Source organism: Sphingobium sp. (assembly GCF_036170395.1).
In the GTDB taxonomy this organism is placed as follows: domain Bacteria; phylum Pseudomonadota; class Alphaproteobacteria; order Sphingomonadales; family Sphingomonadaceae; genus Sphingobium.
In genome coordinates this window covers 1-15,997 of the sequence record NZ_JAVHPD010000045.1, presented here as the reverse complement: position 1 = coordinate 15,997, position 15,997 = coordinate 1, and the positions used below count along the sequence as shown (strand labels likewise).

At 65.9% G+C, this 15,997-nt stretch carries 15 protein-coding genes and 1 pseudogene; 6 read left to right on the top strand and 10 right to left on the bottom strand.

Going from position 1 to position 15,997, the window contains the following annotated elements:
- A partial coding sequence (locus V2B31_RS11920; protein WP_328278708.1) for a DUF885 domain-containing protein occupies nt 1-1,417 on the bottom strand: 1,417 nt, incomplete at its 3' end.
- Between the two features lie 119 nt (nt 1,418-1,536).
- Here V2B31_RS11920 and V2B31_RS11915 point away from each other — a divergent pair.
- Together V2B31_RS11915 and V2B31_RS11910 are read left to right on the top strand one after the other, a co-directional pair.
- Complete coding sequence (locus V2B31_RS11915) at nt 1,537-2,352, top strand: HpcH/HpaI aldolase/citrate lyase family protein (RefSeq protein ID WP_328278706.1); 816 nt, start codon at nt 1,537-1,539, stop codon at nt 2,350-2,352.
- A gap of 157 nt (nt 2,353-2,509) precedes the next feature.
- Complete coding sequence (locus tag V2B31_RS11910) at nt 2,510-5,464, top strand: TonB-dependent receptor domain-containing protein (RefSeq protein WP_328278704.1); 2,955 nt, start codon at nt 2,510-2,512, stop codon at nt 5,462-5,464.
- A gap of 15 nt (nt 5,465-5,479) precedes the next feature.
- On the opposite strand, the gene V2B31_RS11905 is transcribed toward V2B31_RS11910, so the two are convergent.
- The 3 genes from V2B31_RS11905 to V2B31_RS11895 are packed head-to-tail and all read right to left on the bottom strand — an operon-like array spanning nt 5,480 to nt 7,013.
- Nucleotides 5,480-6,070 (bottom strand): DUF1801 domain-containing protein, encoded by a 591-nt coding sequence (locus tag V2B31_RS11905; RefSeq protein WP_328278702.1) that lies wholly within the window; start codon nt 6,068-6,070, stop codon nt 5,480-5,482.
- Nucleotides 6,067-6,798 carry a bifunctional 2-polyprenyl-6-hydroxyphenol methylase/3-demethylubiquinol 3-O-methyltransferase UbiG gene (gene ubiG / locus V2B31_RS11900; RefSeq protein WP_328278700.1) on the bottom strand — a complete coding sequence of 244 codons (732 nt, stop codon included), beginning with the start codon at nt 6,796-6,798 and terminating at the stop codon, nt 6,067-6,069. Before ubiG ends, V2B31_RS11905 begins: the two co-directional genes overlap by 4 nt.
- Nucleotides 6,799-6,830: 32 nt before the next feature.
- Nucleotides 6,831-7,013 (bottom strand): hypothetical protein, encoded by a 183-nt coding sequence (locus V2B31_RS11895; RefSeq protein WP_328278698.1) that lies wholly within the window; start codon nt 7,011-7,013, stop codon nt 6,831-6,833.
- A 153-nt stretch (nt 7,014-7,166) separates the two neighbouring features.
- On the opposite strand from V2B31_RS11895, the gene V2B31_RS11890 reads away from it, so the two are divergent.
- The gene (locus V2B31_RS11890) at nt 7,167-8,432 is read left to right on the top strand and encodes an aspartate kinase (RefSeq protein ID WP_328278696.1); all 1,266 of its coding nucleotides are present in this window, start codon (nt 7,167-7,169) and stop codon (nt 8,430-8,432) included.
- Nucleotides 8,433-8,566: 134 nt separating this feature from the next.
- On the opposite strand, the gene V2B31_RS11885 is transcribed toward V2B31_RS11890, so the two are convergent.
- The 3 genes from V2B31_RS11885 to ilvD are packed head-to-tail and all read right to left on the bottom strand — an operon-like array spanning nt 8,567 to nt 10,945.
- On the bottom strand, nt 8,567-8,773 hold the full coding sequence (locus V2B31_RS11885) for a DUF2945 domain-containing protein (protein ID WP_328278694.1): 207 nt from the start codon (nt 8,771-8,773) through the stop codon (nt 8,567-8,569).
- Nucleotides 8,770-9,036: a DUF2171 domain-containing protein gene (locus V2B31_RS11880; RefSeq protein ID WP_328278693.1), complete on the bottom strand. Its 267-nt coding sequence runs from the start codon at nt 9,034-9,036 to the stop codon at nt 8,770-8,772. Before V2B31_RS11880 ends, V2B31_RS11885 begins: the two co-directional genes overlap by 4 nt.
- A gap of 58 nt (nt 9,037-9,094) precedes the next feature.
- The gene (gene ilvD, locus V2B31_RS11875; RefSeq protein ID WP_328278692.1) at nt 9,095-10,945 is read right to left on the bottom strand and encodes a dihydroxy-acid dehydratase; all 1,851 of its coding nucleotides are present in this window, start codon (nt 10,943-10,945) and stop codon (nt 9,095-9,097) included.
- A gap of 216 nt (nt 10,946-11,161) precedes the next feature.
- Between ilvD and V2B31_RS11870 the strand changes: the two genes are divergently transcribed.
- Entirely contained in the window at nt 11,162-11,818 is a 657-nt protein-coding gene (locus V2B31_RS11870; protein ID WP_328278691.1) for a L,D-transpeptidase family protein, read from the top strand.
- A 175-nt stretch (nt 11,819-11,993) separates the two neighbouring features.
- A pseudogene (locus tag V2B31_RS11865) lies at nt 11,994-12,275 on the top strand (GIY-YIG nuclease family protein); the annotation flags it as partial.
- Between the two features lie 65 nt (nt 12,276-12,340).
- On the opposite strand, the gene folP reads toward V2B31_RS11865, so the two are convergent.
- Nucleotides 12,341-13,462: a dihydropteroate synthase gene (folP, locus tag V2B31_RS11860; protein ID WP_328278690.1), complete on the bottom strand. Its 1,122-nt coding sequence runs from the start codon at nt 13,460-13,462 to the stop codon at nt 12,341-12,343.
- 115 nt (nt 13,463-13,577) lie between these two features.
- On the bottom strand, nt 13,578-14,711 hold the full coding sequence (locus tag V2B31_RS11855; protein ID WP_328278688.1) for a site-specific DNA-methyltransferase: 1,134 nt from the start codon (nt 14,709-14,711) through the stop codon (nt 13,578-13,580).
- A 290-nt stretch (nt 14,712-15,001) separates the two neighbouring features.
- Here V2B31_RS11855 and V2B31_RS11850 point away from each other — a divergent pair, with 290 nt between their 5' ends.
- A complete protein-coding gene (locus V2B31_RS11850) occupies nt 15,002-15,340 on the top strand; it encodes an ArsR/SmtB family transcription factor (protein WP_328278686.1) in 339 nt (112 codons plus the stop codon).
- A 31-nt stretch (nt 15,341-15,371) separates the two neighbouring features.
- Here V2B31_RS11850 and V2B31_RS11845 read toward each other — a convergent pair.
- Nucleotides 15,372-15,997: NAD(P)(+) transhydrogenase (Re/Si-specific) subunit beta (locus V2B31_RS11845; protein WP_328278684.1), on the bottom strand; the 626-nt coding region annotated here is incomplete at its 5' end.

The window sequence follows — 15,997 nt, the reverse complement described above, 5'->3', positions numbered from 1 at the left end:
CATAGAGCGCCCAGCCCTCCGAATAGGCGTTGAAGGCGAGCAGCGAGCGGATCAGCGGCAGTTTGTACGTATATTCGCCCTGCCAGATGTGCCCCGGTATCCCCTCATGATAGCAGAGCGTCGGCAGCGCGTAGCGCGGCCAGATGCTCGTGTCGCGCAGGTTGATATAATAGTTGCCCGGCACGCTCCCGTCGATCGAGCCGGCGCCGGCATAGGCGCCCGGCGCGCCCGCCTCGATCTCCACCGGCACGCGCTTGACGATCAGCTTGCCTGGCACCAGCGTCGCGAAAGCGCGCGGCAGGCGGGTGCGGATGTCGGCCAGGCGACCATCGATATAGGAGAGGATTTGCGCGCGGCCCTTGTCGTCATTGGGAAAGAGATAGCGCGGGTCTTTCCCCATCGCGGTCATGCGCTCGCCGACCGTACCCTTGGTCAGGCCCAGCCCCTTGAGCAAGCCATCCATCTTCCCTTGCAGCGCCGCGAGCTGGTCAAGGCCGAGCTGATGCACCGCGTCCGGGGTCATGCGGGTGGTGGTGCCGGCTTGCAGCGCCCAGGCGTAATAGGCGTCCCCCTGCGGCAGCTTCCACGCGCCCGCATCCATCGTCGCGGTGGCGCGCTGGCGTTGCAACTCGGCAATCTGGGCGGCGAGCGCGGGGGCGACCTCGGCCTTCACAATGGCGGCAGCCTTAGCGTCATAATCGCCCGCCATGTCCTTGGTGCGGCGCGCGATCGAGGCGACCGGCACCCATTGCTCGATCGGCTGCGCCTGCACGGCGGTCATCTGCTTCAGCGTCTTGTCGAGCAGGAAGGCGGGCGCGACCACGCCGATGCCGGCATCATGCCGCAGCCGCTCGGTCTCGCCGGTCAGATTGGCGGCATAGGCGGAGAGGCGCGCCAGATAGGCGTCGGCGTCCGCCCGGTCCTTGATCGCGTGATTGCTGTCGAGGAAATCGGGCGTTTCTACGAAGCTGCCAGTGTTCTGGGCGACCGCATAGGGGCTGTTGCGGTAGGACCAATTGCTGTTCATCATCGCCATGTCGCCGAAGGGAAAGGCGAAACCGTCCGCCGCCAGTTCATGCGCGGCGAGGACGACATCGACATCGGTGCGGGTAGCGGGCGACAGCGCCGCGCGATTCACGGCGCGCAGCTTCGCCAGACGCTCCGCCACATGCGCCGCGATCCGCGCCTGTCCGGCGGGCGATTTGTCGCCAAGTCGGCTCTTGAGCGCGGCGCGCGCGCCGCTGTCGATGCCAAGGCCGCTGGCGGTCTCCGGCGCATCGGCCAGCATCGCTTCGGCCATGTCGGCCAGCATCGCCTGCGCGCCGGCATCGGCGCTTTGGGCCGCGCGGGCGGGCAGGGCGGCGAGCGCCAGGGCGGACGAGCCAGCGATCAGGACGTCGCGGCGACTATGGGACATGGCGAGGGCTCCGGGATGATGTTCCCCTATCTATGCCCATTATCCCGCCGAGCGAAAAGAGGTGGCCTACAGCGCCAGCCGGGCTAAGCAGGCGCGAACCGGACCCAAGGAGACCCCTCATGCTGCTGCGCCACGCCCGTTCGCTGCTGTTCCTGCCCGCGTCCAACCCGCGCGCCATCGCCAAGGCGCGGTCGCTGCCCTGCGACATGGTGATATTGGACCTGGAGGATTCGGTGCCCGACGACGCCAAGAAGGTCGCGCTGGACGGTGCGATTGCGGCGCTGGACGAAGGCTTTGGCGGCCGGCTGGCGGCGGTGCGGATCAATGTCGAGGGCACGCCCAGCCATGGGGCAGAGATGGTGGCGCTCAAGGGCACGGCCGCCGACTATGTCGTGCTGCCCAAGGTCGAGCATCCCAAGCAGGTGCGGGACGTATTCAGTGTCGCGCAGAAGCCGGTGATCGCGATGATCGAAAGCGCCAGGGGCGTGCTGGCTGCGCCGGCGATCGCGGCGGGGGAGGGGTGCGCGGGGCTCTTCATGGGCAATAACGACCTGCGCAAGGATCTCGGCATCCCGCCTTCCGCCGGGCGCGCGGGCCTTGCCCACGCGATGCAGGCGGTGGTGCTGGCGGCGCGCGCGGCGGGGATCGCGGTGTTCGACGGTGTGTTCAACCGGCTGGAGGACGAAACGGGCCTTGAGGCCGAATGCGCCGAAGGCCACCATCTGGGCTTCGACGGCAAGACATTGATCCACCCGAGCCAGGTCACTGTCGCCAATCAGGTGTTCGGCCCCGACGCGCAGGCTGTCGCCGACGCCCGCCGGCTGGTCGAGGCAGCGACCGGCGGCGCGGAACGGTTCGAGGGGCGGATGATCGAGACGATGCATGTCGAGGAAGCGCGGGCGCTGATCGCGCGGGCGGAGGCGGTGCGCGGCTGACCTGGCCCTCTCATGGACCGTTGCACGCATGTGACACATGCTCGGCAAAAATGCGGGCCGGGGGACCATCGCCCGCATCGCCATTGATCCGATCGCTTTTCGCGGGCGTTGGCGACCGATGGGCTCGCAGGGGCGAGCGGGAAGGAAGGGGTCCATCATGCTGCATCGCTCTGCCGTCGTGGCGCGCCGGCTGCTTGCCGCGAGCGCGCCATGCGCCTTGTTCGCCTGCCCGGTGCTGGCGCAGGTCAGCGACCCGGCCGATCAAGGCGGCACCATCGTCGTCACCGGCAGCCGTATCCAGCAATTCGGCTACAATCTCGCCAACCCGCTGGTGACGGTGAGCGCCGAAACGCTGGAGCAGGCGGGCAATGTGCAGATCATCGACACGCTGCGGCAGAACCCCGCGCTGATCGCTTCCTTCGGCGGCGCCCAGACCTCGGGTTCCAACGCCAATTTCGGTTCGGTCGGTGTCCAGCTTCTGAACCTGCGCGGCCTTGGCGAGCAGCGCACCCTCGTCCTCGTCAACGGCCGCCGCCATGTGGCGAGCCTGGCCGGCACCGCCGCCGTCGACATCAACACCATCCCCACCGACCTGATCGAAGGCGTCGACGTGCTGACCGGCGGGGCGTCCGCCATCTACGGCGCGGACGGCGTGTCGGGCGTGGTCAATTTCCGGCTGAAGCGTGATTTCGATGGTCTGCTGGCGAGCGGTCAGATCGGCATTTCCAGCCGCGGCGATGCGGGCCAGCGCTACGGCTCGGTGACATTTGGCAGGAATTTCGCGGAGGGGCGCGGCAACATCGCCCTGTCCTACGAATATCGCGCTCAGGATCGCCTCAGTAGCTTCGCGCGCGAACGCACGGGCAATCCGCTCAAGACCTTCGGCATCGTCCGCAATCCGGCGGATTTCCCCGATGATCCCGCCGTCCCCGATCGCATCCCGTTCAACGATCTGCGCTATGCCGACAGTTCGGTGGACGGCGCGGTCGATTTCGACGTGGTAGATTGTCTCGACGACGGGCTTTGCGTCCCCGACTATACCGGCTCCGGCAAAGTCTATGATCGCGGCCTGCTGCTGCGCTCGTCGGGCGGCCTGGCGCAGGGCGGGGACAGCACGCCGCTCGCCGGCTATCAGGGCGATCTGCAAGCCGCCAACCGGGTCCACAACATCAACCTTCTGTCGCATTACGATGTCAGCGACGCGATCAAATTCTTCTTCGAAGCCAAATATGTGAAGAACCGCACCTTCACCCTGTCGCAGCCTTCGTTCGATTTCTTCACCTATCTCTCGCCCGACAATCCCTATCTTCAGGACCGGTACGCCGGCATCGCCGACACGTCGCAGGGCGCGCTCGTCACGCGCGACAATTTCGACCTCGGCGTGCGCGGCGAGCGCAACGACCGCGAGACGATGCGTTTCGTCGGCGGGTTCGAGGGGGCGATCACCGATCATGCCCGCTACGAACTCTCCTACACCTACGGCCAGACTAAATCCAAGGTGCTGCTGACCGACTATCGCATCGGCGACCGTTACTGGGCGGCGATCGACGCGGTGCGCGATCCGGCAAGCGGGCAGATCGTCTGCCGCTCGACGCTGGACCCCGCCGCCAACATCAATCCCGACAATTATGACGCGCCCGCCACCAGCTTCACCCCCGGCGCGGGCGGAGGCTGCCGCCCGCTGAACCTGCTCGGCAATGGCGTGCGCGATCAGGCGGCGCTCGACTGGGTCAATGCCGACGTCCGCAACCGCGCGAAGGTGCAGAAGCATGTCCTGTCGGGATCGATCAATGGCGATTTGGGCCAGTTCTTCGCGCTGCCCGGCGGCCCGATCGGCTTCGCGCTGGGCGCGGAATATCGCAAGGAAAAGAGCGCCTTCCGCACCGATCCGCTGCTCAAGACCGGCGCTCTCGCCGATTTTTCCGCGCAGCAGGATGAAAGCGGCAGCTTCGACGTGAAGGAAGCCTTCGCCGAATTGTCGGTGCCCTTGCTCAAGGACATGCCCTTCGCACATAACTTAAGCTTCGGCGCGGCGCTTCGCCTGTCCGACTATTCGACCATCGGCAAGACCACGACCTGGAAGGTCGATGGCGTCTATGCGCCGATCCCGGACGTCAGCTTCCGCGGCACCTGGTCCGAAGCGGTGCGCGCGCCCAACATCACCGAATTGTTCGCGCCGCGCAATGGCGGCCTCGACTTCATCGGGGACCCGTGCGACCCGGTCTATATTACCGAAGGCACCCAATATCGCGCCGCCAACTGCCAGGCGGCGCTCTCCGCCCTCGGCCTCAGCCCCGCGCAGATCGCGGCCTTCAACCCGGAAAATGATCCGACCGCGACAGTCACCCTGCCCGGCAACAGCGGCGGCAACCGCGATTTGCAGGAGGAAACGGCGCGCACCTGGACCGCCGGCGTAGTGCTGCGGCCGGGCTTCCTCCCCGGCCTTGTGGCTTCGTTCGACTGGTACGACATCAAGCTGAAAAATGCGATCAACACCGCCACGGCGGAGGAAGTCGCGGAACTCTGCGTCGATCAGCCCAGCCTCGACAATGTCTTTTGCGCCAACATCTCGCGCGATCCTGCGACCGGCTATATCAATGGCTGGTTCGTCCAGCCGCAGAATGTCGCGAGCTTTCGCACCTCGGGCGCGGATTTCAAGCTCAACTATCGGTTCGACACCGCAAAGGCCGGCATCTTTTCGATCGGCCTCGTCGGTGGCTATCTCAACAAGCTGGAATTCATCCCGACGCCCGGCGCGACCGTCGATGTCGATCGCCTGGAAGCCTATTATCCCAAGTGGAACGCGACCGGCGACATCAGCTGGACGCTGGACAGGCTGACGGTCAATTACGGCGTTAGCTGGTTCAGCAAGACCCGCCGCTACACCACCGAGGAACTGGCGGCGAACCCCGACCTCTCCGACCCCAAATATTTCCGCTACAAGGAAAAATGGCAGCACGACGTTTACGTCGCCTATGATGTGGACAAGCGTTTCCGCTTCTTCCTGGGCGCGAACAATCTGTTCGACCAGCAGCCCGCGATCGCGTCCGCCGATTATCCGGTCAGCTATGTCGGGCGCTATCTATATGCCGGCGCGAAAATCACGATGTGAGGCGGGGAGGGGCGATCAGCACTTCTCGTATTTCCAGTTGCGGCCCTTGCCCTCGGCGATCCATGCGACCGCCTCAGCGATGCGGCGCTCCCGCGTCGGATCGGTCTTCGCTTCGCCGATCCACTCGGCATAGTCGCGCTGCTTGCCGGGCGGGAAGGCAGCCCAGACAGCGGCAGCGGCGGGATCGGCATCGATTGCGGCGGCAAGGTCGGGGTGGACCGGCAGCGGTTCGCGTGGCTGACGAGCCGCGAGGCGGGGCGGCTTCGCGCCAGCCTCGATCAGCGCCACGGACTGCGCCAGCAGCGCGCGAAAATCGTCGTCGGACGGGAGATCGGCGAGCGACCGGATCTTGCCCAGCTGGCCCATCCCGTCCCGCTCCCCGGCATCTTCGCCGTACCAGAGCCCAACCGCCGCATGATGGCTGAAGGCGGCGATGGAAGCCAGATTTTTGCCCCGATAGACGAAGTGCGGGAACCCCCATTTGATCGCTTCGACCGTGTCGGGACAGCTGTCATGCACGAGCGCACGGACATGGGCGACTATGGGGCGGGCGAAGTCGGCCTGGCCCGCGATATATGTGTCAACCGCGTCCGACCGCGCCGTCACGCCCGGTGCCGCGCCGTCAGCAGATAGTTGATCGCCTTGTTGTCCGACAGCACGAACCTGCGCGCTGGATCGAAGGAGAGGCCGCTGCTGTCCACCACCTCCAGCCCCGCGTCGGTCAGTAGCAAGGTCAGTTCGTCGGGCGTCAGGAACTTGCCCCAATCATGCGTGCCTTTGGGGATGCCGCCGATACTCTCGCCGAAAGTAATCATCGCTAAGCGGGAGAGGGGGGTGCGATTGGGCGTGGAAAGGATCAGCAGCCCATCGGGCGCGAGCCGCGCGCCGAGCGCTGCCACGAAACCCGCCGGGTCGGCGACATGCTCGATCACCTCCATCGACGTGACGAGATCGAAGCGCTCGCCAAGCATTCGCTCCACTGGCGTAGCGCGATAGTCGATCGCCAGGCCTTGGCCCCGCGCATGGTCCAGCGCCGCCGCGACATTTTCCATCGCAGCGTCGAGACCAGTCACCCGCGCGCCCAGCCGCGCCAGCGGCTCGGTCAGCAGGCCCGCGCCGCATCCGACATCGAGCGCGCTTTTGCCCACCAAAGGCCGGAAGCTCTGCTCGCTCCCCGGCCAATGCCGGTCGATCGCGGCGCGGATGTAGCGCAGCCGCACCGGGTTCAGCTTGTGCAGCATGGCGCTCGATCCGGCGGGGTTCCACCAGTCGGCAGCCATTTCGCCGAAATGGGCGGCTTCCCTGGGGTCGATCGTCGCGGCTGGCTCTGTCATCCGGCCTTTATAGGGGGCGACATGCCGGCTGCCTAGCTGCCGCCGGCCTTGTCCTCCTCGTTCAGCCGCTCGCGCAGGTCGCGCGTCGCCTGTTCGGTGCGGGCGATCTCGCGCGGATTGCGATGCTTGCGGTTGCTGACGATGACGAAGATCAGCACCAGCCCCAGCAGGATCGGGCCGCCGATCGTGACCAGGCCCCAGATGCTCGTGTCCATGGCTGCTCTCCTTTCGCTGTTCAGGACAGGAAAGATCGGGACGCGCGCTGGTTCCCTCGGCTTGCCATATCCGCCGCTGCTGCTAAGAGAAGCGCCGCTTGAGGCCCATTCGGGACATTTTCTTTCACAAACACAGGCAGGTTCGACACGCAAATGGCGCGCATCGTGATGAAATTCGGCGGCACCTCGATGGCGGGGATGGAGCGGATTCGCAACGTGGCGGCGCGCGTCAAGCATGTCGTGGAGCAGGGCCACGAGGTCGCCGTCGTCGTGTCCGCGATGGCGGGCGAGACCGACCGGCTGGTGGGCTTCTGCAAGGAAGCCTCGCCGCTCTATGACCCGGCGGAATATGATGTCGTGGTCGCCAGCGGCGAGCAGGTGACGAGCGGCCTGCTGGCGATGACGCTCAAGGCCATGGGCGTGGACGCGCGCAGCTGGCTCGGCTGGCAATTGCCGATCCGCACGATCGAGGCCCATGCCAAGGCGCGCATCTCCACCATCGAGACCGACGCACTGGTCGCGGCCATGCAGGCAGGCCAGGTCGCCGTCATCCCCGGTTTCCAGGGCATGATGGACGATGGCCGCGTGTCGACGCTCGGCCGGGGCGGGTCCGACACGTCGGCGGTCGCGGTGGCGGCGGCGGTGAAGGCGGATCGCTGCGACATCTACACCGATGTCGATGGCGTCTATACCACCGACCCGCGCATCGTCGCCCGCGCGCGCAAGCTCGATCTCGTCACCTATGAGGAGATGCTGGAGCTGGCCTCGGTGGGTGCCAAGGTGCTCCAGACCCGCTCGGTCGGCCTCGCCATGAAGGAAGGCGTGGTCGTGCAGGTGCTGTCCTCCTTCGACGATCCCACCCAGGACGACCTCCCCGGCACGCTGATCGTGAGCGACGAGGAACTGGACGCCAAGCTCAAGGAAACCAAGATGGAACGTCAGCTCATCACCGGCATCGCCCATGACAAGAATGAGGCGAAGATCATCGTCACCCGCGTGCCCGACAAGCCGGGCGCGGTCGCCAGCATCTTCGGCCCGCTGGCGGACGCAGCGATCAACGTCGACATGATTATCCAGAATGACAGCAAGGAGAAGGAAGAGACCGACGTCACCTTCACAGTGCCGCGCGCCGACCTCGCCCGCAGCGTCGACATATTGGAGGCGAACAAGGAGAAGATCGGCTTCCGCCGCATCATCACCGACGTCGAAGTCGCCAAGATCAGCGTCGTGGGCGTTGGCATGCGCAGCCATGCCGGCGTCGCCGCCACCATGTTCAAGACGCTCGCCGATCGCGGCATCAATATCGAGGCGATCTCCACCAGCGAGATCAAGGTCAGCGTGCTGATCGACGAGGATGAAACCGAACTCGCGGTGCGCGTGCTGCACACGGCCTACGGGCTCGACGCGCCGGCGGGGTAAATTCCGCGCCACTATAGCTGGATCGTCATTCCCGCGAAGGCGGGAATCCATCTCCCGACCTTTCGCCAAGACGATAGCTTAGGAGATGGATCCCCGCTTTCGCGGGGATGACGGTATAGGCTTGGGGGGAAGTCTCAGCCCTTCTTCAGCGCCTCGGCCTTATGCGCCGCGCGCTTCCCCTCGTCGGTTTCGACGATGAACTGCGGCTCGTCCTTCGACGCCTTGACCTTATGCCCCTTGATCTGAGTCGGGCTGGTGACCTTCTTCACCACCTTGCCCTCGGCCGTGCCGCCATGGCTGTTCCAGCGAACCGCGTCGCCCTTCTTGAGCGCCTTGGTCATGGGTTGCGATCCATGATCGCGCCGCCATCCTCTTCTTCCTCCAGCAGCACTGCCGCGTCGGCATTGGCGGACAGGCGCACCTGATTGCCCTCGACCTCGGCGACGAGGCCGCCCGACACATAATGATGATGGTCGCCATGGCTGCCGCTGTCCGCCTTGGTCAGCTTGATCCGGTCACCCTCGACATGATCGACAGTGCCGATATGCACGCCGTCCGCGCCGATGACTTCCATATGTTCGGTGATGCTGCTGAGGTCCGCCATGATGCTCTCCTTGCGATGACGCGGGTTCAACGCAGGGAGAGCGGAATGGATGCGGCGCTCAGCGCTCGATCTGGCTCACGTCGCGCACCGCGCCCCGCGCGGCGTTGGTCGTCATGGCGGCATAGGCGCGCAGCGCCGGAGTCACATCGCGCTTGCGGCCGAAGGGCTTCCACGCCTTCGCGCCGCGCGCCTCCATCTCGGCGCGTCGCGCGGCGAGGACCGCGTCGTCTAGGTCGATGCGGATCGAGCGGGCGGGGATGTCGATCACGATCGGATCGCCCGTTTCGATGAGCGCGATCGCGCCGCCCTCCGCCGCTTCGGGCGAGACATGGCCGATCGACAGGCCCGACGATCCGCCAGAAAAGCGCCCGTCGGTGATGAGCGCGCACAGCTTGCCGAGGCCCTTCGATTTGAGGTAGCTGGTGGGATAGAGCATTTCCTGCATCCCCGGCCCGCCCTTCGGCCCTTCGTAGCGGACGATGACGATTTCGCCGGGCTTGACCTCGTTGCCCAGGATGCCCGCGACCGAAGCGTCCTGGCTTTCATAGACGCGCGCGGTGCCGTGGAAGACGAGGATGCTCTCGTCCACGCCCGCGGTCTTCACGATGCAGCCTTCGGGCGCGAGATTGCCGAACAGCACGGCCAGCCCGCCATCCTGCGAGAAAGGATGTTCGGCGGAGCGGATCACGCCCTTTTCGCGATCGGTGTCCAGTTCCTCCCAGCGCGACGACTGGCTGAAAGCGACCTGGGTCGGCACCCCGCCCGGCGCGGCGCGATAGAAATTGCGGACGTCCTCGCTATTCGTGCGGCCGATATCCCAGCGGGCGAGCGCATCGGCAAGCGTGGCGCTGTGTACGGTCGGCAGCGACGCATCGACCAGCCCCGCGCGCTCCAATTCGCCCAATATCGCCATGATTCCGCCCGCGCGGTGGACATCCTCCATATGGACGTCATTCTTGGCCGGCGCGACCTTGCACAGGCACGGCACCCGGCGCGACAGCCGGTCGATATCGGCCATGGTGAAATCGACTCCGCCCTCATAGGCCGCGGCGAGCAGATGCAGCACCGTGTTGGTGGAGCCGCCCATCGCAATGTCGAGGCTCATCGCATTTTCGAACGCGGCGAAGCTGGCGATGCTGCGCGGCAGGACGCTTTCGTCATCCTGCTCATAATAGCGCTTGGTGATGTCGACGATCAGGTGCCCGGCCTCGCGGAACAGCCGCTCGCGATCCGAATGGGTGGCGAGAACCGATCCGTTGCCGGGCAGCGAGAGGCCCAGCGCCTCGGTCAGGCAGTTCATCGAATTGGCGGTGAACATGCCCGAACATGACCCGCAGGTCGGGCAGGCGGAGCGCTCCAGCGTCTCCACTTCCGCGTCGGTATAGCTGTCGTCCGCCGCCCCGACCATGGCGTCAACCAGATCGAGCGCGACCTTCCGACCGCGCAAATCGGCCTTGCCTGCTTCCATCGGCCCACCCGACACGAACACAACGGGGATGTTGAGCCGCATCGCGGCCATCAGCATCCCCGGCGTGATCTTGTCGCAGTTGGAGATGCACACGATCGCGTCGGCGCAATGGGCGTTGACCATATATTCTACGCTGTCGGCGATCAGGTCGCGGCTGGGCAGCGAATAGAGCATCCCGCCATGGCCCATGGCGATGCCGTCATCGACCGCGATGGTGTTGAGTTCCTTGGCCACGCCGCCCGCCGCCTCAATCTCGCGCGCGACCAGTTGCCCGAGATCCTTCAGATGCACATGGCCGGGCACGAACTGGGTGAAGCTATTGGCGATCGCGATGATCGGCTTGCCGAAATCCCCGTCCTTCATCCCCGTCGCGCGCCAGAGGCTGCGCGCACCCGCCATGTTGCGGCCGTGGGTGGTGGTGCGGGAACGATAGGCGGGCATCGGAACGGTCCTTCAGGGTTGGGCAGGCGGCCCCTCTACAGCTTAAGGTCGGCCCAAGAAACATATTATTCCTGTCCACGGCCCATGTCGCGCTTTGCGTCGCACTATCCGCGCGAAGCCCATGTCATTTTGTTGCGCTTGCCGCTGCCTGTCCCGACTTGGGACCGGCGAACGCACCGGGCTGGCGCTGGCGGACGGGATGGTTAAGAAAGGGTTATGCGCCGCGTCCTGCCGTATCTTTCCGTCCTGCTGCTATGCCTGACCGCGATCGGACCGGCGCGCGCGCAGGCGGAGGTGGAGCGGTTCGCGCCAGGCCAATATCGCTGGCTAGGGCAGGGGCCGTGGGGCGGGCCGATCTATATGGTCATCAGCATCGAAAAGCAGATGATCCATGTCTATAGCGGCGACCGGCTGATCGGCCTTGCCAGCGTATCGACCGGCATGAAGGGGCATCGCACCCCGACCGGCGACTATCCGATCCTCCAGAAGCGGCAATGGCATCGCTCCAACCTCTACAGCAACGCGCCCATGCCCTATATGCAGCGGCTGACCTGGACGGGAATTGCGCTCCACGCCGGGCATAATCCGGGCTATCCCGCGAGCCACGGCTGCATCCGCCTCCCCTACGCCTTCGCTCGCGACCTGTTTGCGCTCACGAAGATCGGGACGCTGGTGGAAGTGACACAGGCGCGGCTTACGGCGGCGCTGAAACTCGACCCGCTGGTCTTGAGCGACCCCGGCAGCGCCGTGGTGAGCTTCGCGCCGGGCAAGGGGCCGCCGCTACGCCTGCCGCCGCCCGAACCGGAGGACGCAGGCGAAGGCGTGCCGATGCTGACGATCGACCCGGCGGTGTTTGGGGCCTGGGGGCGATAGGGGCGGCCCACCCGCACCCTCGTCATCCCGGCGAAGGCCGGGATCTCGTTTTTCTTCCAAGCGCTACGCCAGAAGAAGAAGTGAGATGCCAGCCTGCGCTGGCATGACGGAGATGGATTGCCCACGTCGTCGCCCCGGGCTTGACCCGGGGCCCCGCTTCTTCGAAGTCGAGATCATGACGGACGGGCAACAAGGCGGCTGGATTTACATCATGGCCGATCGCTATCGCGGCACTATGTATGTCGGCGTGACTGCGGACATCGTCACCCGCATCCACCAGCATCGTACTGGAACGGGATCAGACTTCTGCGCGCGCTATGGATTGAAGCGGCTCATCTGGGCCGAGCGGGGTGACGATATCCGGGCCTGCATCGACCATGAAAAGCGGGTCAAGCGATGGCGGCGGGCTTGGAAGTTCGACTTGATAGAACGCGCTAATCCCGAGTGGCAGGATATGTCGACAGGTTGCTTTAAGGCAGCGGGGCCCCGGCTCAAGGCCGGGGCGACGATAGACAGCTCCCCTCACACCGCACTCAACCCCGCATCCGCCAGCCCGCGCCACAGGTGCAGCGCCTGCACGCTCTCCCGGACGTCATGCACCCGCACCATCTGCGCGCCTAGTTCCGCCGCCCGGAAGGCAAGCGCGATGGAGCCGCCGAGCCGCTCGCTCGCCGGCGCTTCGTTCGACAGCGCGCCGATGAGCCGCTTGCGGCTGCCCGCGAACAGCAAAGGCACGCCGAGGCCCTGAAAGGTCGCAAGGCCATTCACCAGCGCCAGATTGTCGGCCAGGCCCTTGCCGAAGCCCAGCCCCGGATCGACCATGATCTTCGCGCGCGATATGCCCGCCGCCTCGCACGCGGCGATGCGCGCCTCTAGATGATCGAACACGTCCGCGACCACATCGCCATAGCCGGCCGAATTATGGTGCGGGTCGTCGCCCGCTGAAGGCGCGTGCATCAGGATGACGGGGCAGCCGGCGCGCCCCACCACCTCCAGGCTGCGCGGATCGTGGGCGAGCGCGCTCACATCGTTGACGATGCTCGCTCCGGCAGCCAGCGCCGCCTCCATCACCGCCGCCTTGCGGGTATCGATCGACACCGGGACGCCCGCAGCGGCCAGCCGCTCGATAACCGGCACGACGCGCGCGATCTCGTCGCCCTCCCAGACTTTCTCCGCGCGCGGGCGGGTCGATTCGCCGCCCACGTCGATCAGCGCCGCGCCCGCCGCCGCCATCGCGAAACCCGCGTCCGCCGCCGCTTGCGGATCTCCCAAATGCCGCCCGCCATCCGAAAAACTGTCGGGCGTGATGTTGAGGATCGCCATCACCTGCGGCGCATCGAAGCGGACGGTGCGCGTGCCCAGCGCCAGCGGCGGCCGGGTCGCGGATATAGTGGCGGCGAAGCGGCGAGCGCGCTCGGCAAGGGGGGCGGGCAGGGCGGCGACAGCGGCGTCAAACTCCGCCACCGGCACCGTGACCCGCGCAATCCGCCGCGCGCCATCGAACGCGGTCAACTCATAGCCCTGGAACCATATCAACCCATTGCCCATCCGCGCTGCGCTGCCATCGGGCAGGCCGATGGGCGAGGGCACGAACCAGACGGGCTTGAGGTAAAGGCGGGCATGGGGGGGAAGGGTGCGGAGCATGAACTGTCCTTATCGCGATTCCGTGCTCCTGCGAAAGCAGGAGCCCAGTTCCGACCGGGCCGTACCGAACCAACGGCGGAACTGGGCTCCGGCTTTCGCCGGAGCACATGCTTCCTTAAGGCTCGTTCGCCAGCAAATAGGTCTGGCGCAGCGTGTCGATCGGCAGCAGCCGTCCCTCCGCCTCATGATGCCAGAAGGTCCAGCCGTTGCAGCTTGGCGCGCCCTGGAGCGTCGCCCCCATCTTGTGGATCGAGCCGCTCTCCGCCCCCACGCCCAGCGATCCGTCCGCGCGCACCACCGCCTGCCAGCGGCGCTTGGCGTCGGTCAGCACCGCGCCTGGCGTCAGATAGCCGGTCTCGACCAAGGTGCCGAACGCGACCTTGGGCTGGCTGCGCGCGCTCTGCATGATGGTGAGCGCGCTTTCGTCGAGCGGCAGCGCCGCTTCGATCCGCTCCAGCGCCACCTCGATATAATCTTCTTCGCGCTCGATCCCGATCCACTTGCGCCCCAGCCTTTTGGCCACCGCGCCGGTCGTCCCGGTGCCGAAGAAGGGGTCGAGCACCACGTCACCCGGCTTGGTGCAGGCCAGCAGCACCCGATAGAGCAGCGCCTCGGGCTTCTGCGTCGGGTGGGCCTTGGTCCCGTTGCGCTTCAGCCGTTCCTGCCCCGCGCAGATCGGCAGCACCCAGTCGGAGCGCATCTGCAACTCGTCATTGAGCGTCTTCATCGCCTTGTAATTGAAGGTGTAGCGCGCATCCTCGCCCTGGCTCGCCCAGATCAAAGTCTCATGCGCGTTGGTGAAGCGGGTGCCCTTGAAATTGGGCATGGGGTTGGACTTGCGCCAGATGATGTCGTTGAGGATCCAGAAGCCCTCGTCCTGGAGCGCGGTGCCGACGCGGAAGATATTGTGATAGCTGCCGATCACCCAGATGGTGCCGTTGGGCTTCAATATGCGCCGCGCCTCGCGCAGCCAGGCCTTGGTGAAGCGGTCGTAGCTGCCAAGCGTATCGAACTTGTCCCAGTCATTATCGACCGCATCGACCCTGCTGCCCTCCGGCCGGAACAGGTCGCCGCCGAGTTGCAGATTATAGGGCGGGTCGGCGAAGATCATGTCGATGCAGGCGTCGGGCAGCGCGGCCATATGCGCGATGCAGTCGCCGCGCAGCAGCATGTCGGTGGCGATCTCCACCGGCGCGGGCGCAACCGCCTTCTTCCGCCGCGGCGCCGCGACCCGTTCCATCACACCCATCTGCAAAGCCCCCGTCTCTCTTCAAGGACAAAGCGATGAGTCCTCGGGAGTCCGCCGTCAAGATCAGGGGTTTAGCACAGCCTCTTGCGAAAATGGTTAACGGCGGCGCGAACGAAGCATGGACCCACAAGATGTTGAGTCCGGCTGGTCAAGCGGACTCCAGATAAGGCGGTGTGGCGGAAAAGACTCACGCCGCCGCCCCGCGAGACTTTTTTTGGTTAACGCGCTGGCGCGGCGTTCGCGCGCCGCGAAACTTGACCCATCCATAATCAGATGGTTATGCGTTAACGATGCTTGGTTCACATAAAGCCGCCGGTCGCGATGCGGCCACCGATGCGCTGTTCAAGGCGCTGTCCGACGCCACCCGCCGGGCGATCCTCGAAAATCTGGTCCGCGACGGGGAGCAGAATGTGCAGGCGCTCACCCGACAGGCGGGCGTATCGCAGCCGATGGTGTCGCGCCACCTCGCCAAGCTCAAACGCGCCGGCCTCGTGACAGCACGCCGCGCCGGGCGGGAGACATGGTATGCGGCGCGGGTAAAGGGATTGGGGCCGGTGATCCAGTGGATGGCCGTCCACGGCGCGCTCTGGTCGCAGCGCTTTTCCGCGCTGGAGGGGTTGGCCGGGTAGGGGGCGGCACGACGGCCGCCCCGCCGGAAGTTCAGTGCGCAAGCCCCTTGACGATTTCCTCGACCATCTTCTTGGCGTCGGCCAGCAGCATCATGGTGTTGTCCATGTAGAACACCTCATTGTCGACGCCGGCATAGCCCGCGCCGCCCATGGAGCGCTTCACGAACAGCACCGACTTGGCGTTTGCGACGTCCAGGATCGGCATGCCGTAAATGGGTGATGTCTTGTCGGTCTTGGCCGCCGGGTTGGTGACGTCGTTCGCGCCGATCACGAAGGCGACGTCGGCCTGGCCGAATTCGCTGTTGATGTCCTCCAGCTCGAACACCTCGTCATAGGGGACGTTGGCTTCGGCCAGCAGCACGTTCATATGCCCTGGCATACGCCCCGCGACCGGGTGGATGGCATATTTGACGCTGACGCCTTCCTTCTTGAGCAGGTCGCCCATCTCGCGCAGCGCGTGCTGCGCCTGGCTGACCGCCATGCCGTATCCCGGCACGATGATGACGCTGTCCGCCTGCTTCATCAGGAACGCAGCGTCCTCGGCTGAACCGCGCTTGTAGGGGCGGTCCACCGCCGCCGCGCCGCCGCCCGAAGGCCCGGCCTCCGCGCCGAAGCCGCCGGCGATCACGCTGATGAAGCTGCGGTTCATCGCCTTGC